A 19,604-nucleotide genomic window follows, 5' to 3' on the forward strand; every position below is an offset into this window, starting at 1 on the left:
ACGCTGTTGAGTTCTCAAGGTGCGGACGCTTCCTTCGTACTCACCCTCGCGGGCTTTCCTCCGGGCGCTTCCTTCGTTTCCGACTCTATCAGATCCTTCCGATCCGATTTCCTCGGTGCTTTCCGGGTCCTATTCGACTTTCGTCTTTTCGGGCCTTTCCAGCGGCTCCGACTTTATCAGATTCATTTCCGCCGACCTAATCGATGGCTTCAGTGATTCGGATAAGGAATCGGAGTGGCTCCGTCGTCATTACTTCCGACCGGAGCGAGAAAGATTTTAGCTCGTCTGCCGGGTGCTTGTCCAGCTCCCCCGGCAACCGTTGAAATCTACCTCCCCGCGCCACCCGTGTCAACGGGTTTGGCGGGCGAAGAGGAGACTAGCAGGTCAGCGGGGTGCTTCGCACATCCGGCGGCATCGGCCCTGATCGGGCCCGCCTCGGTTCGCTTCAGGCGGCGGTGGGCTGCTCCGCGGTGCGGTCGGTCTCGGCCACGTCGCCGGTGGCTCCGGCGCGGGCCGCGCGGCCGCCGAGGACGTAGACGTACACGAGGAAGGCCAGCTCGGCGGCGACGCCGATGGTGATGCGGGCCCACGTGGGGAGGCCCGAGGGGGTCACGAAGCCCTCGATGAGGCCCGAGACGAACAGGACGAGGGCGAGGCCGACGGCCATGCCGATCGCGGCGCGGCCCTGTTGGGCGAGGGCGGCGCGCCGGGTGGTCGGGCCCGGGTCGATGGCGGTCCAGCCGAGGCGGAGGCCCGTGCCGGCGGCGACGAAGACGGCGGTCAGTTCGAGGAGGCCGTGCGGGAGGACCAGCCCGAGGAAGACGTCGAGGCGGCCGGCGGAGGACATGAGGCCGATGCCGATGCCCAGGTTGAGCATGTTGGCGAAGAGGACCAGCAGCACCGGAAGTCCGAGGAAGGCGCCGAGGACCAGGCACATGGCGGCGGCCTGGGCGTTGTTCGTCCAGACCTGGGCGGCGAAGGAGGCCGCCGGGTGGCTGGAGTAGTAGGTCTCGTACTGGCCGCCGGGGCGGGTCATCTCGCGGAGCTCGGCGGGGGCGCCGATCGCGGACTGGACCTCGGGGTGGGTGCCGATCCACCAGCCGATGAGGGCCGCGAGGAGGGTGGAGAGGACGGCGGTCGGGATCCACCAGTGGCGGGAGCGGTAGACGGCGGCGGGGAAGCCGGTGGTCAGGAACGCGGCCGCGTCGCGCCAGGAGGCGCGGCGGGCGCCGGTGACGGTGGCGCGGGCGCGGGTGACGAGCTGGGTGAGCCGGGCCGTGAGCATCGGGTCGGGGGCGCTGGACTGGATCAGGGAGAGGTGGGTGGCCGTGCGCTGGTAGAGGGCGACGAGTTCGTCGGCCTCGGCTCCGGTGAGGCGTCGGCCGCGCCGCAGCAGGTGGTCGAGGCGGTCCCACTCGGCGCTGTGGGTGGTGACGAAGACGTCGAGGTCCATGATCGGCTGCTGCTCCAGGCACTGGTGCGTACGGATGCACGGGGATGCGTACGGGTGCGTACTGCTGCTTCGTACTACTGCGGCGCGCTGCGGGTCAGCTTGGCAGACTGGCGTTCGGACGGGGATCGGCAGGGCGAAGAAGGCGACGAAGGGTGGGCACCGTGAGCGGGGTGGTGACGGGGGATGCCGTCTATCTGGGGTTGGAGCCCGCGCGGCTGCCGAGCCGGGCGCTGGCGCTGCTGCTCGACCTCGTCGTGGTGTGGGCGGGGTATCTGCTGGTCAGTGTCGGGCTCGCGTTCGCCACGGCGTCGCTGGACGAGGCGGCGACGGCGGCGCTCGCCATCGCGTCCTTCCTGCTGCTGGCGGTCGGGGTGCCGATAGCGGTGGAGACGCTGTCGCGCGGGCGGTCGCTCGGGAAGCTGGTGTGCGGGCTGCGGGTCGTACGGGAGGACGGCGGGCCGATCCGGTTCCGGCACGCGTTGGTGCGCGGGGCGATGGGGGTCGTGGAGCTGCTGATCACGTTCGGGGTCGTGGCGTGCGTCGCCTCGCTGGTGTCGGAGCGGGGGCGGCGGCTCGGGGACGTGTTCGCGGGGACGCTGGTGGTGCGGGAGCGGGTGGCGCCGGCCGCGGGCGGGGTGCTGCCGCCTCCGCCGCCGTGGCTGGTGGGGCGGTTCGCGGGGCTCGATCTGTCCGCGGTGCCGGACGGTCTGTGGCTGGAGGTACGGCAGTACCTGACGCGTGCGGGGCAGCTGGATCCGGCGATCGGGCGGCGGCTGGCCGAGCGGCTGGCCTACGAACTGGTGGCGCGGACGGGGGCACCCGCCCCGGCGGGGGTGCCGGCCGCCGCGTATCTGGCGGGGGTGATGGCGGAGCGGCAGGCACGCGAGGCGCGGCGGGCGCTGGCTCCGGCCGGGCGGCCTTCCCGCGCGCCGATGGCTCCGGCGCCCGCGGGCCCTGGGGTTCTCGTGGCCCCGGCGCCGATCGTTCCGGTTGCTCCGGCGGCGCCTGCGGTCCCGGCGACGCCTGAGGTTCCGGTCGCGCCTGCGGTCCCGGCGACGCCTGCGATCACGGCGGCCCCGGGGGCTCCCGGCGCTCCTTCTCCGGTGCCGCGGGCGACGGGGTTCGCTCCGCCGGCCTGAGGTCCGGCGTCCGGTCGTCAGAAGACGTTCGGCGGGGTGTCGAGCTCTTCGAGTTCGATGCCGGGGGCGGAGAGGACCACGTCGCCGGCGAGGTGGACGGTGTGCCGTTCCCCCGTGTCCAGGGCGCTGACCTGGTACTCGTCCACGACGAGGGGGCCGTTGTCAGTGGCGTGCGCTTCACTCTTCACCAGGGCCCAGGACTGGTCGACCGTCAGGGGGGCGAGGACGGGATCCGTGAAGGCGACGAGCCGGACGCGGGTCTCGGGGGAATCGGGGGTGAGGCGCAGGAGTCGGGAGATCGCGACGAGGAATGCCGGGGACCGGCCGGTGAAGGCGTGGGCGCGCACATTGCCTTCGGTGGCGTGGGTTCCGGTGGGGTCGGTACGGACCCAGGTGACGCCGTCGAGGGCGGCGCCGCGGACCTGCCAGTGCGCGGCGTGGAGTTCGAGGCGGATGGGGCGGCCGCGGTCGTCGATGGCCAGGTCGACGGAGCCGGTGGGGTCGCCGGAGGGGGTCGTCGTACGGGAGACGTAGCGCCAGCCGGAGGGGCCGGGCGCGCAGTGGAAGTGTTCTTCGCCGAGGGGGGTGTGATCGTGCGGATCGTGGAGCGAATATCGGCCGCGGGGCATGGGTCCTCGGGTGCGTCCTGAAGCGGTGGTCGAAGACGGGGCAGGCCCCCGGCACGGGGGTGCGGGGGCCTGCTCGTTCCGCTGAGGGATCCTGCGACGGGCGGGTGCCGGTGTGTGCCGTCACCCGCCGGTCGGGGATCAGTAACGGTAGTGGTCCGGCTTGTACGGGCCCTCGACCTTGACGCCGATGTACTCGGCCTGCTCCGGGCGGAGGGTCGTCAGCTTGACGCCGAGGGCGTCGAGGTGGAGGCGCGCGACCTTCTCGTCGAGGTGCTTGGGCAGCACGTAGACGTCGGTCGGGTACTCCTCCGGCTTGGTGAAGAGCTCGATCTGGGCCAGCGTCTGGTCCGCGAAGGAGTTCGACATCACGAAGGACGGGTGACCGGTCGCGTTGCCCAGGTTGAGCAGACGGCCCTCGGACAGCACGATCAGGACCTTGCCGTCCGGGAACGTCCAGGTGTGGACCTGCGGCTTGACCTCGTCCTTCACGATGCCCGGGATCTTCGCCAGACCGGCCATGTCGATCTCGTTGTCGAAGTGACCGATGTTCCCCACGATGGCCTGGTGCTTCATCCTGGCCATGTCCGAGGCCATGATGATGTCCTTGTTGCCCGTGGTCGTGATGAAGATGTCCGCCGTCTCCACGACCTCGTCCAGCGTCGTGACCTGGTAGCCGTCCATCGCCGCCTGCAGCGCGCAGATCGGGTCGATCTCCGTGACGATGACGCGGGCGCCCTGGCCGCGCAGCGACTCCGCGCAGCCCTTGCCGACATCGCCGTAGCCACAGACCACGGCCGTCTTGCCGCCGATGAGAACGTCGGTGGCACGGTTGATGCCGTCGATCAGCGAGTGACGGCAGCCGTACTTGTTGTCGAACTTCGACTTCGTCACCGCGTCGTTCACATTGATCGCCGGGAACAGCAGAGTCCCGGCCTGCATCATCTCGTAGAGACGGTGGACACCAGTCGTGGTCTCCTCCGTCACACCGCGGATCTCGGACGCCAGCTGGGTCCACTTCTGCGGGTTCTCGGCGAGGGTGCGGTTGAGGAGCTGGAGGATGTAGCCGTACTCCTCGCTGTCCGCGGTCGACGGGTCCGGGGCGGAGCCGGCCTTCTCGAACTCGACGCCCTTGTGGACGAGGAGGGTGGCGTCACCACCGTCGTCGAGGATCATGTTCGGGCCGCCGGTCGGGGTGTTCGGCCAGGTCAGCGCCTGCTCCGTGCACCACCAGTACTCCTCCAGCGTCTCGCCCTTCCAGGCGAAGACCGGGACGCCCTGCGGGTTCTCCGGGGTGCCGTGGGGGCCGACGGCGATGGCCGCGGCGGCGTGGTCCTGGGTGGAGAAGATGTTGCAGGAGGCCCAGCGGACCTCGGCGCCGAGGGCGACGAGGGTCTCGATGAGGACGGCGGTCTGCACGGTCATGTGCAGGGAGCCGGTGATCCGGGCGCCGGCGAGCGGCTGCTGCTCGGCGTACTCGCGGCGGATCGACATCAGGCCGGGCATCTCGTGCTCGGCGAGGGTGATCTCCTTGCGGCCGAACGCGGCCAGGGAGAGGTCGGCGACCTTGAAGTCATGGGCGACAGTCGTCATGACTGGAGCTGCTCCTCGTGGATCGGTTTCGAGGGTCGAGTGGGCACCTGGCACCGCGGCTGTGGGCGACTCGGGCATACGAATGCCCGGGTGCTCCCGCGGTGCAGTCGTCGGAGGCCCTCTCTCCCTCGGCCGGTCCGTGCGAACGCGCGGACCGCCCGACCGCCATCAGCAGCGACGTCTGGCTCATCACGAATCTACACCGATCGGCGCAGTGGCCCACAGTGGCCCGGGGTCGGCGGGGGGCCGGTCCGGGGCCGGCCGGGGATCGGTCCGGGCCGCGGAGGCGTCCGGATCCGGCCCATCGACGGCCCGCCGATAGGGTGCGGGGCCGTGACCATGCCGCGAGGGGCGCTGACGATGAGACGACCGGTGACACCAGGAGGAGCGGGGCGGGCGGGGCGAGCCGGGCGGGGGCTGCGGATCGCGGGATGGGTGCTCCTGCCCCTCGGGGTGCTGCTGCTGGCCGGGGGCCTGCTGCTGCGGAGCGCGTATCCCGGCCATCGGGTGCCCGGTGACTCGATGCGGCCGACGTACGAGCACGGCGACATGCTCTACGCCGAGCGGATCGAGCCGTCCGAGGTGCGGCGCGGCGATGTGGTCCTGGTCTCGGTGCCGGAGTGGGGCGTCCGCGAGGGCCTGGCCGTGAAGCGGGTGATCGGCGTCGGCGGTGACCGGGTGACGTCCGACGACCGACGGGTGTACGTCAACGGCGAGCCGCTCTCGGAGCCGTACGTGGCCGGGGGCGACCCGGTCGACGGCACGCTGCCCGACCTGGACGTGCGGGTGCCGGAGGGCCGGCTGTTCCTGCTCGGCGACAACCGGGGCAACTCGCTCGACTCGCGCTTCCACCAGGACGCGTCACCGGGCGGGACCGTCCCCGTCACGGCCGTGCGGGAGCGGGCCGTGGACAGCCCGGCGGGCTCCCTCGCCGCCGGCGCCGGGGCGGGCCTCGGCGTGGTCCTGGCCCTGATCGGCTGCGGCCTGGCAGTGGCCGGCCGGCTGACCGGGCGCGCCGCGCGGCGGGGCGGGCCGCCGCTCCCTCCGCCCGTCCCGTACGGCGTCCCCGTCGGGTGACATGGCTCCATGACGGGTGGCATGCCCCCATGAGGTGACATGCGGGAGGCCCCGGACCTGGTGATCAGGTCCGGGGCCTCTGTCGCGTGTTGGGGTCAGGCGCCCGGCGCGGCGGCCTTCTCGCTGTAGATGTCCGGCTCCAGGTAGATGACCCGGGCGATCGGGACGGCGGCGCGGATGCGCTCCTCGGCGGCGTTGATGGAGCGGGCCACCTCGGTGGCGGTGTCGTCGTGGCGTACGGCGATCTTCGCCGCGACCAGGAGCTCCTCGGGGCCGAGGTGGAGCGTGCGCATGTGGATGAGGCGGGTGACGGTCTCGCCGTCGACGATCGCGTCCTCGATCTTCTTCACCTCGTCGATACCGGCGGACTCGCCGAGCAGCAGCGACTTGGTCTCGGCGGCGAGCACGATCGCGATGGCGATGAGCAGGACACCGATGCACAGGGTGCCGATGCCGTCCCAGACGCCGTTGCCGGTCGCCAGCGCCACGCTGACGCCGGCGAGGGCGAGGATGAGGCCGACGAGCGCGCCGAGGTCCTCCAGGAGGACGACCGGCAGCTCGGGGGCCTTGGCGCGCCGGACGAACTCCTTCCAGGACTGGTTGCCGCGCAGCGCGTTCGACTCCTTGATCGCGGTGCGGAAGGAGAAGGTCTCGGCGATGATCGCGAAGACGAGGACGCCGACCGGCCAGTACCAGGCCTCGATCTCGTGCGGGTGCTTGATCTTCTCGTAGCCCTCGTAGATGGCGAACATGCCACCGACGGAGAAGAGCACGATGGAGACGAGGAACGCGTAGATGTACCGCTCGCGGCCGTAGCCGAAGGGGTGCTGCGGGGTGGCCTCGCGCTTAGCCCGCTTGCCGCCGAGGAGGAGCAGGCCCTGGTTGCCGGAGTCGGCGAGGGAGTGGACGCTTTCGGCCAGCATCGAGGACGAACCACTGAAGAGGAACGCCACGAACTTGGCTACGGCGATCGCGAGGTTGGCGGCCAGTGCCGCCACGATCGCCTTGGTTCCGCCTGACGCGCTCATGGGTCTGGGTCTTCCCTTCGTCGGTGATCCGGCCTGATCCGGCCTTGCCGCCTTGTCGACGGCACCCTACTGCCCTCGTTCGGCCGGTCATTGTCGCATCAGGTCACGACGGTGGCGCGGAAGACCGTTCCCGTACCGGACAGTTCGGTCGTTTCTCCCGCGGGTACGAACACCGACTCGCCCGGTGCGAGGGGCTCGCCGCCCACCCGGGGGCGGCCGGCGACGGCGAGGACGATCTGCGGCGTGGGGAGGGTGGCGTCCGTGGGGGCCGCGCCCTCGGCCCGTACGAAGCGGGAGAGCCGGAACTCGTCGATGGGAGTGTCGTAGACCTCCTCGCCGGACGGAGAGGCCTCGGGGCGCAGGATGTCCGGGTCCCTGGGCTCGAAGCGGACGACCCGCAGGAGTTCGGGGACGTCGACGTGCTTGGGGGTGAGACCGCAGCGCAGCACGTTGTCGGAGTTGGCCATGATCTCGACGCCGAGGCCGTCGAGGTAGGCGTGCGGGACGCCGGCGCCGAGGAACATGGCCTCGCCGGGCTGGAGGGTCACCGGGTTGAGCAGCATGGCGGCGAGGACACCGGGGTCGCTCGGGTAGTGGTGGGCGATGCCGGCGTACGGGGCGTGGGCGCCGCCGAGGCGGGCGGCGGCGTGCGCGGCCTCGGCGACGGTACGGGCCATCTCGGCGCGGTCGGCGGTGAGCAGCGCGGTGAGGACCTCGCGCAGGGCGGCTTCCTCGGGGTGGGCGTGGAGGAGGTCGACGTACGGCTTGAGGGAGTCCACGCCGAGCGCGTCCATCGTGTCGGCGGCCTCGACGGGGTCGCGGAAGCCGCACAGGCCGTGGAACGGCGTGAGGGCGCAGATCAGTTCGGGCTTGTGGTGGGCGTCCTTGTAGTTGCGCCGCGGGTCGTCGAGGGGGATTCCGGCGGCCTCCTCGGCGGCGAACCCGGCCTGTGCCTGGTCGAGGTCGGGGTGGACCTGGAGGGAGAGCGGGGCGCCGGCGGCGAGCACCTTGAAGAGGAAGGGCAGCCGGGGCCCGAACTTCTCGACGGCGGCCGGGCCGAGTTCGCGTACGGGGTCGGCGGCGATGAGCTCGTCGAGGAGGCCGCGGTCGGTGCGGGACGGGGCGCCGGGGTGGGCGCCCATCCACATCTCGGCCTGGGGCTCGCCGGTGGGGGCGACGCCGAGCAGCTCCGGGATGGCCGTCGTGGATCCCCAGGCGTAGGGGCGGACGGTGTTGACGAGGCGGTCCATGGGGCTTCCAGCTCTTCTCAGTGCGGGGGGCCGTCGGGGCGGGCGGGCTGCTCAAGCAGGGGCGGCCTGCTCGGGGCGGTGCGGTGGGGCGGGCTCAGGGGCGGGGCGGGCGGCTTGGAACGGTGGCGGTTGCTCGGGGCGGGCGGGGCGCGCTGCTCGGAGCGGACGCTCGGGCCGGGCGGGGGCGGGTTATTCGGGGGTGTGGGCCGCGGCCGCAAGGGCGAGGTACACGGCGGCGAAGTCGGTGACGGCGAGGAGCTCGGCGAGGTTCTCGAGCGCGCTGCCCTCGTCCGGCTCCAGTTCGCTGATGGCCGTGCCGTGGCCGAGGGCCAGCTCGCGGGCGGCGGGGGCGGCGCTGAGCGCGTTGCCCTCGGCGGGGCGGTCGCGCAGCAGGACCACGCGGGCGCGCAGGGCCTGCGGTTCCTCGACGCGGTCGCGGAAGAAGTCCTCGGGGTCGGCGCCGGCCGCGTAGTCGCCGGTGAGAAGCATGCCGTGGGCGGGCAGCGCCTCGGGCAGCTCGGCCACGAGCGCGGGCAGGCCGGCGAGTTCGGCGAGGACCGCGGCGAAGCGCCGGCCGGCCGGGCCGGCCGCCTCGCCCTCGGTCCACACCAGCGGCAGCGAGTCGGCGAGCTCGGCGGCGAGGGTCTTCGCCGGGTTGCTGTACGTGGCGATGGCGGGGCCGCAGCGCTCGGCCGTACGGTCCAGGCGGTCGGCGACCTGTTCCAGGGCCTCCGGCGGGGCCTCCACGAGGCCGACCCGGTCGAGGAGCGCGAGCAGCGGCGTGAACAGCGCCCACAGGGCGCCGGGGCTCGCGGCGAGCGTCTCGGCGTACTCCTCGGCCGTCTCGTGCGGGGCCATCGCCATCGGGACGATCAGGCCGCGGGAGCCGTCCACGCTCTCGGCGAGCGGGGACTCCTTCGGGGCGACGGCGACGACGGTGATGCCGCGGCGGTACGCCTGCTCGGCGAGCAGGGCGAGGCCGGGTTCGGAGCCGTCCGTGGTCGGCAGCAGGAGCAGGTCGACCGAACCGGCCCAGCCGGGCAGGGCCCAGCGCAGCGCGCCGGCGGCGGGGGCGACGCCGGTGGGGCGCAGCCGGATCACCGGGGCCGCCGCGCCGGCGAGGGCGCCGACCAGGTCGGCGACGCCGGCCGCCGCGGTGCCGGGGCCGGCGACGAGGACGGCGCGGGGGCGGCCCTCGGGGCGGAGCTCGGCGATGCCGGCCTCGCTGGCGTGCCGGGCGGCGGTGCGTACCCGCGCGCCCGCTTCGGCGGCGCCGCGGAGCAGACCGCGGCGGTCGGCGAGGGCGAGGGCGTCCGGTGCGTCGAGGAGCGTCTCGTCGAGCATGTGGCGGGCCTCCGGTGGTCGGAGCGGGGCCGGCCGCCGTGCGTGGATGCGGCCGGCGAGGTCTTCCGCGGGGATTTTCCCCCGAAGGGGGCCCCTGGCGCGGGCTACGCGGGGCGGCGGGCCTCGTCGACCAGCAGGACCGGGATGCCGTCACGGACGGGGTACGCGAGGCCGCAGTCGGAGGACGTGCAGACGAGCTCCGGGGTCTCCTCCGCCGTACGGTCGTTCAGCGGGGCGTGGCAGGCCGGGCAGGCCAGGATCTCCAGGAGGCCGGCTTCGAGCGGCATGGGGCGGTCCCTTCGGACGGTTGCGGGCGGCACGGCCGTACGGAAGGTACGGACGTACGGCGGTCTCGGGCCAGGTCAGCCTACCGCCGGGCCGCGGGCGGCGCCCCCGGCGTGCGGCGGGCGCCGCGGGCTACGGTGCGGGGTCCGCGTGGCGCGGAGGGGGACGGGGGTGGGCGCGGCGGGGAACGGGGCGCGACCGGTCGGGGGGGGAGTGCGGTCGTGGGTGCGGGCGCACCCGGACCGGACCGGCGCGGCGCGAAACGGAGCACGACCGGTCAGAGGCCGTACGCGCCCCACCTCGCACCGGACCGGCGCGGCGCAGAACGGAGCAAGCCCGGTCGTGGGTGCGGGCGCACCCGCCCCGAACCGGCGGGGCGCGAACGGAGTACGACCGATCAGAGGCCGTACGCGCTCGCCCCGCACTGAACCCGCCCAGCACGAACGGACTGCGACCGATCAGAGGCCGTACGCGCGCCCCACCTCGGGCGCGCACCCCACCCCCGGCGCGGCCCCCTCCGGGCGCGGTCCTCCCCCGGGCACCGCACGCCACGGCCGTGAGCGAGGAGGGGTGGCGGTCCGGGAAGGGCCTCCGCGGCGGCGGCCCGCTCAAGGAGTCGGCTGGGGGACGGCCTCGCGCAGGCGGTCGAGCAGGGCGCGGGCGGCGGGGCTCGAAGGGCCGCCGGCCTGCCAGGCGAGCGCGATGCGGCCACGCATCTCGGGGCGGACGATCCGCAGGGTGCGCAGGTGCCCGTCGAGCGCGGGCTCGTTCTCACCGGCGGGGAGCACGGCGATGCCCAGGCCCCGTGCGGCAAGCTGCGTCAGCACCTGGGGGGCCGCGGCCTCGAAGGCGACCCGGGGCCGGAATCCCGCCTGGGCGCAGCCGCGTTCGAGCGCCGTGCGCACGCCGGTGCCACGGGGCAGGCAGATGAGCTTCCGGTCCCGCAGTTCGGCAAGCGGGACGCTCGTGCCGTCGGCGCGGTCGAGGACCGGGTCGGTGGGCGCGAAGGCGGCGACCAGCGGGACGTCGATCACCGTCTGGAAGGCCGCTCCGGGTGGCGGCGTCCGCTCCGCCGTTCCCAGGAGGGCGATGTCGAGCTCGCCGGCCAGGAGCGCGGCCTGCATCCGCTCCGTGGTGTCCTCGGTGAGGGCCACCTCCACGGCGGGGTGGGCGTCGTGGAAGTCGGCGAGGAGCGCGGCGATGTCGAAGGCGTGACCGGTGGCGCCGGAGACCACTCCGAGGGTGACCCGGCCGCGCAGCAGCCCCGTGTACGCGTCGACCGTCTGCCGCACCGACTCCGCCGCGGCCAGTGCGGCGCGCGCGTACGGCAGGACCGCCCGGCCCACCTCGGTCGGCGTGACCGACCGGCCGGAGCGGTCGAGCAGTCGCTGCCCCAGCTCCTTCTCCAGCTGGCGGATCTGGGCGCTGAGGCCGGGCTGGGCCAGATGCAGCCGGGCGGCGGCGCGGGTGAAACCGCCTTCCTCGACGACGCAGACGAAGTAGCGCAGCTGACGGAGCTCCATGAGCGGAGACTCTAGATCCCGGCTCGCCCTGGCCGTCCTGACACGTGGGCGGACCCGCGTCCCGGCAGCCGCCACGGGAACTCCTGCCCCCGTCCTTCCTGACCGCCGCGTCCTTCCTGACCGCCGGACTGCGTCGGCCCCGCCCCCGACCGGCGGCACCGGCCGGGGGCGGGGCCGACCCGTCCGTTACGCGCGGATCAGGGCGAGGACCTCGTCGCGCAGGGCCGACATCGTGGCCTCGTCGCGGGCCTCGACGTTGAGGCGCAGGAGGGGCTCGGTGTTGGAGGCGCGGAGGTTGAACCACCAGTCGGCGGACGTGATGGTCAGGCCGTCGAGCTCGTCGAGGGTGACGCCGTCACGGTCGGCGAAGGCGGCCTTCACGGCGGCCAGGCGGGCGGTCTGGTCGGCGACGGTGGAGTTGATCTCGCCGGAGGAGGCGTAGCGGTCGTAGGCGGCGACGAGGGCGGACAGCGGACCGTCCTGGCCGCCGAGGGCCGCGAGGACGTGGAGGGCGGCCAGCATGCCGGTGTCCGCGTTCCAGAAGTCCTTGAAGTAGTAGTGGGCGGAGTGCTCGCCGCCGAAGATCGCGCCGGTCTTGGCCATCTCCTCCTTGATGAAGGAGTGGCCGACGCGGGTGCGGACGGGCGTGCCGCCGTTCTCACGGACGACCTCCGGGACGGACCAGGAGGTGATCAGGTTGTGGATGACGGTGCCGCCGGGGTGCTTGGCGAGTTCGCGCGCGGCGACGAGGGCGGTGATCGCCGACGGGGAGACCGGGTCGCCGTTCTCGTCGACGACGAAGCAGCGGTCGGCGTCGCCGTCGAAGGCGATGCCGAGGTCGGCGCCCTCGGCGCGCACGCGCTCCTGGAGGTCGACGATGTTCTTCGGGTCGAGCGGGTTGGCCTCGTGGTTGGGGAAGGTGCCGTCGAGCTCGAAGTACATCGGGACGACGTCGAGCGGCAGGCCGCCGAAGACGGTGGGCACGGTGTGGCCGCCCATGCCGTTGCCGGCGTCGACGACGACCTTGAGCGGGCGGATCGAGGTGAGGTCGACCAGCGACGTCAGGTGGGCCGCGTAGTCCTGGAGCGTGTCGCGCTCGCTGACGGTGCCCTCGGTCGCCGCCGGCTCCGGGGCGCCCTCCTCCGTCCAGCGCTCCACGAGGGCGCGGATGTCGGCGAGGCCGGTGTCCTGGCCGACGGGGGCGGCGCCGGCGCGGCACATCTTGATGCCGTTGTACTGGGCCGGGTTGTGGGAGGCGGTGAACATCGCGCCGGGCAGGTCGAGCTGTCCGGAGGCGAAGTAGAGCTGGTCGGTGGAGCAGAGCCCGATGAGGGTGACGTCGGCGCCGAGGCGGGCCGCGCCGCGCGCGAAGGCGGTGGCGAGGCCGGGCGAGGAGGGCCGCATGTCGTGGCCGACGACGATGGCGCCGGCCTCGGTGACACGGACGAAGGCGGCGCCGAACAGCTCGGCCAGGGTCTCGTCCCACTGATCCGGCACCACCCCGCGGACGTCGTACGCCTTCACGATCTGCGACAGATCAGCAGCCACGGATCAACCCTCCTGAAGTCTCGGCATGCGGTGCACGCGCGGATACGGCACGCGTACGGAACGCCCAAACTACCCGGGAAGGGTCCTTGATCAGTTATCGGGGGAACGCAGCACCCTCAGGTGGCCCCGGCGGCCGACCTCCACGGGGTCGCCGCCGCGGCCGCCGCCCTTGCCGGCGCCGCCGGCCTCGGCCGCGCGTTCCTGGGGCCGGGCGGCCTCCCGTACGGCGTTGGCGAGGGCTTCGAGGTCGTCGCCGCTGGGCCGGGCGGGGGCGCTGCCGTCGGAGAGCCGCACGACCTCCCAGCCGCGCGGGGCGGTGAGGCGCTCGCTGTGCTCGGCGCACAGGTCGTAGCAGTGGGGCTCGGCGTAGGTGGCGAGCGGGCCGAGGACCGCAGTCGAGTCGGCATAGACGTACGTCAGTGTCGCGACGGCAGGGCGGCCGCACGCGGTGCGCGAACAGCGACGTACAGGGCTCACGACGTTGGACGGTACCGCACTCTTGAGCGGGCCGCGACGACTCTCCCCCAGGTCACTCCACCGTGTCGCGGTGTGACGTCCGCCACGGACCGGTCGTGGTCGGCCGTGGTGACCTGCGGGAGCGGTGGGGCACGGGGCCGTGGGCGGCGTGCGATCCGGACAGCGGGAGGGAGAAATCCGGTCAACCACAGCCAGATGGCCGATCCCCGGGGATGCGGAATTCGAGCCGTCAGGCGGCCGGAACGGTCGGTTTGCGACAGCGGGAGCGGCCGCGTGCCCCCGTGAACGGCCTCTCGGACCGACCGGGGGACACCGGAGAGAGTTACGCTGCGTCAGTGACCGACACCACCGAGAGCATGGAGAGTCCCGCGCCGCGCGTGCGGCGCCGCGACCGGCACGGCCGGGGCATGCGGGGGCCGGTCGCCCCGCCCCAGGTCCCGCTGTCGGCGAGCCGGGCGGACACCTTCCGCGATCTGGTCCTGGATTCGGTGGAGCGCCTGGAGCGGCGCTGGCCGCAGCTGGCGGACGTGGAGTTCCTGGTGATGGAGGTCCCTCCGGCGGTGACGAGCGAGACGGTGCCGCTCGGCGGCTCGACCCCGGCGGAGAAGAACACGCCGGCCCGGGTCGTGGTCTACCGCCGCCCGGTCGAGATCCGCTCGAAGAGCCGTGACGAGCGGGCCCTGCTGGTCCACGAGGTGGTCGTGGAGCAGGTGGCGGACCTCCTGGGCCTCTCCCCCGAGTCCGTCGACCCGCGCTACGGGCAGGACTGAGCCCGGACCCGTACGGCTCCCAAAAACCCCTGGGTCGTCAGTCGTCCAGGACCGACAGGTCCTGCCGGGCGTCGGGGACCTCGACCGTGCCCCGGTCGTCGGCCAGCGTCTGGACGGTGAACATCGGGATGCCGTCCTGGGGCAGCTCCAGCATGCGGGCGGCGTGCACGGGGCCGCCGGAGAGGCGTTCGACGGTCAGCGCGTAGGAGCCCTTGAGGCCCTCGGGGAGCGGTGCGGCCAGCGAGGTGGTGGTGCCGGCCTTCACGGTGACGTTGCGGGTGACCGGGGTGCCGCCCTGGGAGCCCGCCGAGGCGGTGATGCGCACCTCGGCCGCGGCGCCGGGCGCGGTCAGGGTGAGCGTGGCGCCCTTGGACCGGTTGTCGGCGACGGTCGCCCGGCCGTCGATGGCGGCGGTGGCGGGGATGAACGCCACCTCCTGCCGGTCGCCCTTGCCCCGCACCACCCGTAGCGCGGCCACGACCGGCGTGGCCTTCTTCGGGTCGGACGGGGTCAGGAGCAGGGAGCCGGGTTCGCCACGGGTGAGGTCGGCCAGGTCGACGGCGGCGGTCATGCCCGACTTCACGTGCAGGGCGCCGGCGCTGGCCGGGACGATGGTGCCGGTCGGGGTGACGAGCTGGACCTTCAGGTCGGCGTCGTCGTCGCCCGGCGCGTACGCCACCAGCCGCACCGAGGTCGCGTCGGCCGGGATGCCGGGCAGGACGGCGGTGCCGGCCGGGTCGGCGGAGGCCGGCAGCCAGTCGCTGCCCAGCTTGTCGTCGGCCGAGCCGAGGACCGCGCCGACGCGTCCGCTGCGCGTGGTCACGTGGACGGTGAGGTCGTCCTTGGCGGGGTCGGTGGTGAGGGTGGAGAGCAGCACCGGGACGCTGGAGCGGGCCGGGACCGGGATGCCCTCGGTGATGTGGGTGGTGAGCGGGCCCTCGGGGCCGTACAGCTCGATGTCGGCGACGGCGGCGGTGTCGTCGGGGTTGGTGAGGTGGACGTAGTCCTGCCGCTGCTTGGCGGTGGAGGCGGCCGGGAACCAGAAGTCGGTGTCCGGGGCGGTGCAGCCGACGCCGAGCAGGCCGCGCGAGCCGCCGGCCGGCACGACGGTGGTCTGCTGGACGGTCCAGCCGGGGGCGAGCGGGCCGTTCGCCGAGCCGGTCAGGGCGGGTGCGGCGGCGCCGTTCGCCTCGGCGGTGACCGGCGTGCCGGGCTCGGTGACGGTCGCGGGCGCCTTGGGCGGCTTGGGCGGCTTCGCCGGGGCCTCGCCGGGCGTGCCGGCCGCGGCGGCGGGCCGCAGTTCGGCCGTGGCCGACGGGGCGTTGGAGGGCACGCGTTCGCCCCCCGGGCCCTTGGAGAGCGGCGTGTAGGAGGTGTACGTGGTCTCCGCCACCTCGGAGGTGCTGGGCACCGGGCACAGGAGGCTGGTGCGCTCGACCGGCAGCGGGACGGACGCCTCCAGGGTCCGCGTCATGGTGCCGTCGGGCGCGGTCAGGGCCGCGGCGCCGGTGACGGCGGCGAGGGTGGCGGTGACCGCGATCAGGGAGAGGGTGGTGCGCTTCACTGGTTGCTGCTCCCGTCGGGACGCTGCTGCTGCTCGTAGCCGTACGGGTCGTACGCCTGCGGGTCGTAGCCGTTCTGCGGGTCGTAGCCGTTCGGCTGCTCGTAGCCCTGCTGCTGTTCGTAGCCCTGCTGGTCGTAGCCCTCGTAGGCGCCCTGGCCCTGGTAGGCGTTCTGCTGGGCGTACGGGTCGTACGGCTGCTGCGGGTACTCCTGCTGCGGGTACTGCCCGGGGTCGTACTGCTGCTGGGCGTAGGGGTCGTAGGTCCGCTGCCCGTACGGGTCCTGGGCGTGGTCCTGGCCGTGCGCCTGGCCCTGGTGGTAGCCCGCCTGCGGAGCCGCGGCGTACTGGCCGTCCCATTCCGGCTGCGGCTCGTACCGCGACTGCTCCGGTACGGGCGCGGGAGCGGGGGCCGGCTCCGACGCTTCCGGCGCCGCTTCCGCGGCCGCCTCGGCCTCGGCGGCGGCGCGCAGGCGGCGGGCGCGGCGGCCGTCGCCCTCGGCGGCCGGCGCGGGCACGGCGAGCTCCTCGTCGGGCAGGTCGTCGTCGATGTCGCGGCGGCGGCCGGGCAGGGCGAGGACGAGCAGCACGAGGGCGAGGACTCCTTGCGTCCAGATCCACGCGGTGTGGGTGAACGGCTCCTCGTAGGTGAGGTCGAGGCGGCCGGCGGCGGCAGGCAGTTCGAAGCCCTGCGCCCAGCCGTCGACGGTGGTGGGCGTGAGCTCCTTGCCGTCGAGGGTGGCGGTCCAGCCCTCGTCGGCGCGGTCGGCGAGGCGCAGGACGCGGTCGGCGGGCCCGGCCGGGATGTCGGTGTGGGCCTCGACGGGTCCGGCGGCGACGGTGACCGGCCGCTCGGGGCCGTCCGCGGGGCCGGTGGCGGCGGCCTTCGTGCCGCCCGGGACGATGGTGACGCGGGCGACCTCGCGGTCGACCCGCCACAGGGCGCTGCCGTCGAGCTGGCTGAGCCGGGACAGGCCCGGGGTGGCGTCGAGGACACGGCTCATGGAGCGCGGCGCCCCGTCCCGTACGAGGACGTAGCGGATCGCGAAGCCGCTGAGCTCCCGGGTCTGGTCGGCGCCGGAGCCGGCGACGAGGTGGGCGACGACCTTGTCGAGTTCGGGGTCGCTGCCGCCGGCCGCGGCGAGCTCGGCGTCGCCGAGGCGGCCGCCGGAGCCGCGGACCAGGGTGTAGGACACCTGGCCGGGCGAGCTGCCGCCGAGGACGAGGGTGCGGGCCTGGTCGCGGGTGCCGCTCTCCTCGGCGACGAAGGCGGGGACCTGGACCGGGTCGCGGCGGGTGAGCGGGCCGTCGGCGCCGCCGATCATCCAGGTGGCGGCGGCGATGACGGGGCCGAGGGCACAGGCGAGCGCGACGAGCGCGGCGACGGGCTGGCGCCAGCCGAAGCCGTGGGCGGCGACGCGGGTGCGGCCGCCTTCGGCGCCGATCATGCCGGCGGCGATCAGGGCCGCTCCGTAGACGAGGGTGGCGGGTCCGGCCCAGCCGGTCTCCGTGTCGCCGGCGCCGTTGCCGAGGACGGCGAAGATCAGTCCGGCGAGGGCGGCGGCCCAGGCGGCGCGGACGGCGAAGGCGCGCTCCTCGCGCAGCAGGGCGCCGAGGGCGGCGAGGACCAGGCCGATGAGGACGAGTCCGCCGACGGTGCCGGGGCCTCCGGGGCTCGTGCCGAGCAGGTCGAGCGCGGAGGCCGTGCCCGTACGGATGTCGAGGCCGGCCTCGCGCAGGAAGGCGGAGGGGCTGGTCAGAAGGGTCAGCGACCAGGGGGCGAGGACGAGGAGCGGGGTGCCGACGGCGGCGAGGAAGCGCAGCCCGTAGGCGGTGATGTCGTCGCGGCGCAGGACGAGGACACCGAGGCCGAGGACGACGGCGAGCGGCCAGACGACCGGGGTGAACGCCATCGCGAAGGTGAGGAGGAAGGTGTACGCCCAGGTGGCGCGCCAGCTTCCGCGCTCGGTGCCGGCGTCCTGCTCGTCGCCGCCGCGTCCGGCGGCGGGGCCGCGGCGCAGGCCGTGGGCGGCGACGGCGGCGCGGGCGATCAGCGGCAGCAGGATCGCGAGGACGGCGGTGCCGAGCCGGCCGGTGGCGAGCGCCCCGGTGGCGGCGGGCAGGAAGGCGTAGGCGATGGCGCCCCAGGCGCGCAGCAGCCGGGACTCGACGATGCCGCGGGAGGCGACGTACGCGGTGCAGCCGGCCAGCGGGACCGAGCAGACGAGCAGCAGGGTCAGCGCGAAGGAGGTCGAGCCGAGGAAGAGCGCGGAGAGCACGGCCAGGACCGCGAGGTAGGGCGGGGCGGTCTGGGTGCCGCCGGTACCGAGGGCGTGCCAGGCGTCGGCGTAGCGCGACCAGAGGCCCGAGACGGTGTCGGGGGCGGGCAGCAGGGCGCCGCCGGCGAGGGATCCGCCGCCGAAGAGGTTGCGGCAGGCGACGACGGAGACGACGAGCAGGAGGGCGAAGAGGACGGGACCGGGCTTGCGGGCGATCTTCTTCAGCCGGGCGAACTGCTCGATCTCCAGGTAGTCGGCGTCGTCTCCGCCGGGTCCGGACTCCACGGCGCCGTGGCGGGAGCCGCCGGAGTCGGCGTCGGAGCCGCCGAAGTGGGCGGCGAGCTGTTCGGCGGTGGCGCGGACGGTGGCGCCGGGGGCCGGGAAGAGGGAGCGGAGCTCGCTCGCGGGGACGGCGGGGTTCTTGCGCCGTTTGCGGGCGGCGAGGATCTTCTCGGGCCGCAGCAGGGTGGCGAGCAGGCCCATGATCTCGTCGACGGCCTGGCCGGGCGCCTTGCCGACGAGGTAGGCGAGGGTGCGCAGCAGGGTGCCGAGGACGACCCGGAGGAGCACGTACGGCAGGGCGGCGCCGCGGGTGTTGGCGAGCAGCGTGTAGACGGCGCCGGCCTTGTCGACGCGGTGCGGGTTGGCGGCGGAGCGGCCGGCGCAGTCGACCGTACGACGCTCGCGGGCGGACGCCTCGGCGTGGCGCAGCACGGCGTCGGGGGCGACGAGGACGCGGTGGCCGGCGGCGTGGGCGCGCCAGCACAGGTCGACGTCGTCGCGCATGAGGGGCAGGCGGCGGTCGAAGCCGCCGAGCTCCTCGTAGACGTCGCGCCGGATGAGCATGCCGGCGCTGGAGACGGAGAGGACGGAGCGGATCTGGTCGTGCTGGCCCTGGTCCTGTTCGCGGCGGTCGAGTCCGGTCCAGCGGCGGCCGCTGCGGGCGATGGAGACGCCGGCTTCGAGGAGCTGCTTCTTGTCGTACCAGCCGCGCAGCTTGGGGCCGATGACGGCGGCGTGCTCGTCGGAGTCGGCGACGCGCAGGAGTTCGGCGAGGGCGCCGGGCTCGGGGGCGCAGTCGTCGTGGAGCAGCCAGAGCCACTGGACGGGCTCGCCGTGCGGGAGTTCGGGCAGGTCGTAGGCGTCGTCGCGCCAGGTGCGGGTGACCGGGTCCCAGCCGCTGGGCCGCTTCAGATAGGGCAGGTCGTCGGGGCCGAGGACGGGGGCGGTGCGGGCGGCCTCCTCGACGGCGGCGCCGAAACCGGTGCGGCGGGCGAGGTGGAGGACGCGGTCGTCGCCGAGGGCCTCGGCGAGGAGCCGCGCGGAGTCGTCGGCGCTGCCGGTGTCGGCGGCGACGGCGTTCTGTACGGGGCGCTCCTGGGCGAGCAGCCCGGCGAGGGCGTCCGGCAGCCAGCGGGCGCCGTCGTGGGCGACGAGCACGGCGGTGACGACGTGTCGCGGAAACTCAGGAGTTGAGGACATCGAGCTACGGGCCCTCCGGCCGGGGTCGCCCGCGGGGGGGCGTGGGTGCGTCTCGGACGGAGGCCCACACTAACGTCAGATAAGAGGGGGCGGTGCCCAGCGCGGCGATGAGGGGCGGTGGCCGGGGACGGGCGGGCACGGCAACGGTCCGCCGCCTGTGGACAGAGCA

Annotated in this window: 15 protein-coding genes; 3 read left to right on the forward strand and 12 right to left on the reverse strand. The window is 74.1% G+C overall.

The window, feature by feature from the left end; all coding sequences use genetic code 11:
* Window positions 1-445: 445 nt before the first annotated feature.
* On the reverse strand, window positions 446-1,453 hold the full coding sequence (locus ABTZ91_RS32730) for a stage II sporulation protein M (RefSeq protein ID WP_352080866.1): 1,008 nt from the start codon (window positions 1,451-1,453) through the stop codon (window positions 446-448).
* Between the two features lie 161 nt (window positions 1,454-1,614).
* Here ABTZ91_RS32730 and ABTZ91_RS32735 point away from each other — a divergent pair, with 161 nt between their 5' ends.
* Window positions 1,615-2,592 carry an RDD family protein gene (locus ABTZ91_RS32735; RefSeq protein ID WP_352080894.1) on the forward strand — a complete coding sequence of 326 codons (978 nt, stop codon included), beginning with the start codon at window positions 1,615-1,617 and terminating at the stop codon, window positions 2,590-2,592.
* Window positions 2,593-2,609: 17 nt separating this feature from the next.
* Here the strand turns inward: ABTZ91_RS32735 and ABTZ91_RS32740 are convergent, their stop codons facing one another.
* Window positions 2,610-3,221: a hypothetical protein gene (locus tag ABTZ91_RS32740; protein ID WP_352080867.1), complete on the reverse strand. Its 612-nt coding sequence runs from the start codon at window positions 3,219-3,221 to the stop codon at window positions 2,610-2,612.
* Window positions 3,222-3,359: 138 nt separating this feature from the next.
* Window positions 3,360-4,811 (reverse strand): adenosylhomocysteinase, encoded by a 1,452-nt coding sequence (gene ahcY / locus ABTZ91_RS32745; RefSeq protein ID WP_352080868.1) that lies wholly within the window; start codon window positions 4,809-4,811, stop codon window positions 3,360-3,362.
* A gap of 435 nt (window positions 4,812-5,246) precedes the next feature.
* Between ahcY and lepB the strand changes: the two genes are divergently transcribed.
* Window positions 5,247-5,888 carry a signal peptidase I gene (gene lepB / locus ABTZ91_RS32750; protein WP_352080869.1) on the forward strand — a complete coding sequence of 214 codons (642 nt, stop codon included), beginning with the start codon at window positions 5,247-5,249 and terminating at the stop codon, window positions 5,886-5,888.
* A 95-nt stretch (window positions 5,889-5,983) separates the two neighbouring features.
* Here the strand turns inward: lepB and ABTZ91_RS32755 are convergent, their stop codons facing one another.
* The 7 genes from ABTZ91_RS32755 to ABTZ91_RS32785 all read right to left on the reverse strand — a co-directional run bounded on the left by ABTZ91_RS32755 (window position 5,984) and on the right by ABTZ91_RS32785 (window position 13,394).
* On the reverse strand, window positions 5,984-6,916 hold the full coding sequence (locus tag ABTZ91_RS32755) for a cation diffusion facilitator family transporter (RefSeq protein WP_352080870.1): 933 nt from the start codon (window positions 6,914-6,916) through the stop codon (window positions 5,984-5,986).
* 98 nt (window positions 6,917-7,014) lie between these two features.
* On the reverse strand, window positions 7,015-8,166 hold the full coding sequence (gene manA / locus ABTZ91_RS32760) for a mannose-6-phosphate isomerase, class I (protein WP_352080871.1): 1,152 nt from the start codon (window positions 8,164-8,166) through the stop codon (window positions 7,015-7,017).
* Between the two features lie 189 nt (window positions 8,167-8,355).
* Window positions 8,356-9,510: an SIS domain-containing protein gene (locus tag ABTZ91_RS32765; RefSeq protein WP_352080872.1), complete on the reverse strand. Its 1,155-nt coding sequence runs from the start codon at window positions 9,508-9,510 to the stop codon at window positions 8,356-8,358.
* Window positions 9,511-9,614: 104 nt separating this feature from the next.
* Window positions 9,615-9,797, reverse strand: coding sequence for a Trm112 family protein (locus tag ABTZ91_RS32770; protein WP_352080873.1), 183 nt, complete (start codon window positions 9,795-9,797; stop codon window positions 9,615-9,617).
* A gap of 606 nt (window positions 9,798-10,403) precedes the next feature.
* On the reverse strand, window positions 10,404-11,318 hold the full coding sequence (locus ABTZ91_RS32775) for a LysR family transcriptional regulator (RefSeq protein WP_352080874.1): 915 nt from the start codon (window positions 11,316-11,318) through the stop codon (window positions 10,404-10,406).
* Between the two features lie 186 nt (window positions 11,319-11,504).
* Window positions 11,505-12,866 carry a phosphomannomutase/phosphoglucomutase gene (locus ABTZ91_RS32780; RefSeq protein ID WP_352080875.1) on the reverse strand — a complete coding sequence of 454 codons (1,362 nt, stop codon included), beginning with the start codon at window positions 12,864-12,866 and terminating at the stop codon, window positions 11,505-11,507.
* Between the two features lie 90 nt (window positions 12,867-12,956).
* Complete coding sequence (locus tag ABTZ91_RS32785; RefSeq protein ID WP_352080895.1) at window positions 12,957-13,394, reverse strand: DUF3499 domain-containing protein; 438 nt, start codon at window positions 13,392-13,394, stop codon at window positions 12,957-12,959.
* A 305-nt stretch (window positions 13,395-13,699) separates the two neighbouring features.
* On the opposite strand from ABTZ91_RS32785, the gene ABTZ91_RS32790 reads away from it, so the two are divergent.
* A complete protein-coding gene (locus tag ABTZ91_RS32790; RefSeq protein WP_352080896.1) occupies window positions 13,700-14,113 on the forward strand; it encodes a metallopeptidase family protein in 414 nt (137 codons plus the stop codon).
* A 37-nt stretch (window positions 14,114-14,150) separates the two neighbouring features.
* On the opposite strand, the gene ABTZ91_RS32795 is transcribed toward ABTZ91_RS32790, so the two are convergent.
* Together ABTZ91_RS32795 and ABTZ91_RS32800 are read right to left on the reverse strand one after the other, a co-directional pair.
* Entirely contained in the window at window positions 14,151-15,677 is a 1,527-nt protein-coding gene (locus ABTZ91_RS32795; protein WP_352080876.1) for a DUF5719 family protein, read from the reverse strand.
* Entirely contained in the window at window positions 15,674-19,435 is a 3,762-nt protein-coding gene (locus ABTZ91_RS32800) for a glycosyltransferase family 2 protein (RefSeq protein ID WP_352080877.1), read from the reverse strand. The genes ABTZ91_RS32795 and ABTZ91_RS32800 overlap by 4 nt, the downstream gene beginning before the upstream one ends.
* Between the last annotated feature and the right edge of the window lie 169 nt (window positions 19,436-19,604).

Source organism: Streptomyces sp. NPDC126499 (genome assembly GCF_040302485.1).
In the GTDB taxonomy this organism is placed as follows: Bacteria; Actinomycetota; Actinomycetes; order Streptomycetales; family Streptomycetaceae; genus Streptomyces.

Coding starts and splice junctions, on each gene's coding strand:
- ABTZ91_RS32730 (WP_352080866.1), bottom strand. CDS start 1,453: ATGGACCTCGACGTCTTCGTCACCACCCACAGCGCCGAGTGGGACCGC.
- ABTZ91_RS32740 (WP_352080867.1), bottom strand. CDS start 3,221: ATGCCCCGCGGCCGATATTCGCTCCACGATCCGCACGATCACACCCCC.
- ahcY (WP_352080868.1), bottom strand. CDS start 4,811: ATGACGACTGTCGCCCATGACTTCAAGGTCGCCGACCTCTCCCTGGCC.
- ABTZ91_RS32755 (WP_352080870.1), bottom strand. CDS start 6,916: ATGAGCGCGTCAGGCGGAACCAAGGCGATCGTGGCGGCACTGGCCGCC.
- manA (WP_352080871.1), bottom strand. CDS start 8,166: ATGGACCGCCTCGTCAACACCGTCCGCCCCTACGCCTGGGGATCCACG.
- ABTZ91_RS32765 (WP_352080872.1), bottom strand. CDS start 9,510: ATGCTCGACGAGACGCTCCTCGACGCACCGGACGCCCTCGCCCTCGCC.
- ABTZ91_RS32770 (WP_352080873.1), bottom strand. CDS start 9,797: ATGCCGCTCGAAGCCGGCCTCCTGGAGATCCTGGCCTGCCCGGCCTGC.
- ABTZ91_RS32775 (WP_352080874.1), bottom strand. CDS start 11,318: ATGGAGCTCCGTCAGCTGCGCTACTTCGTCTGCGTCGTCGAGGAAGGC.
- ABTZ91_RS32790 (WP_352080896.1), top strand. CDS start 13,700: ATGGAGAGTCCCGCGCCGCGCGTGCGGCGCCGCGACCGGCACGGCCGG.
- ABTZ91_RS32800 (WP_352080877.1), bottom strand. CDS start 19,435: ATGTCCTCAACTCCTGAGTTTCCGCGACACGTCGTCACCGCCGTGCTC.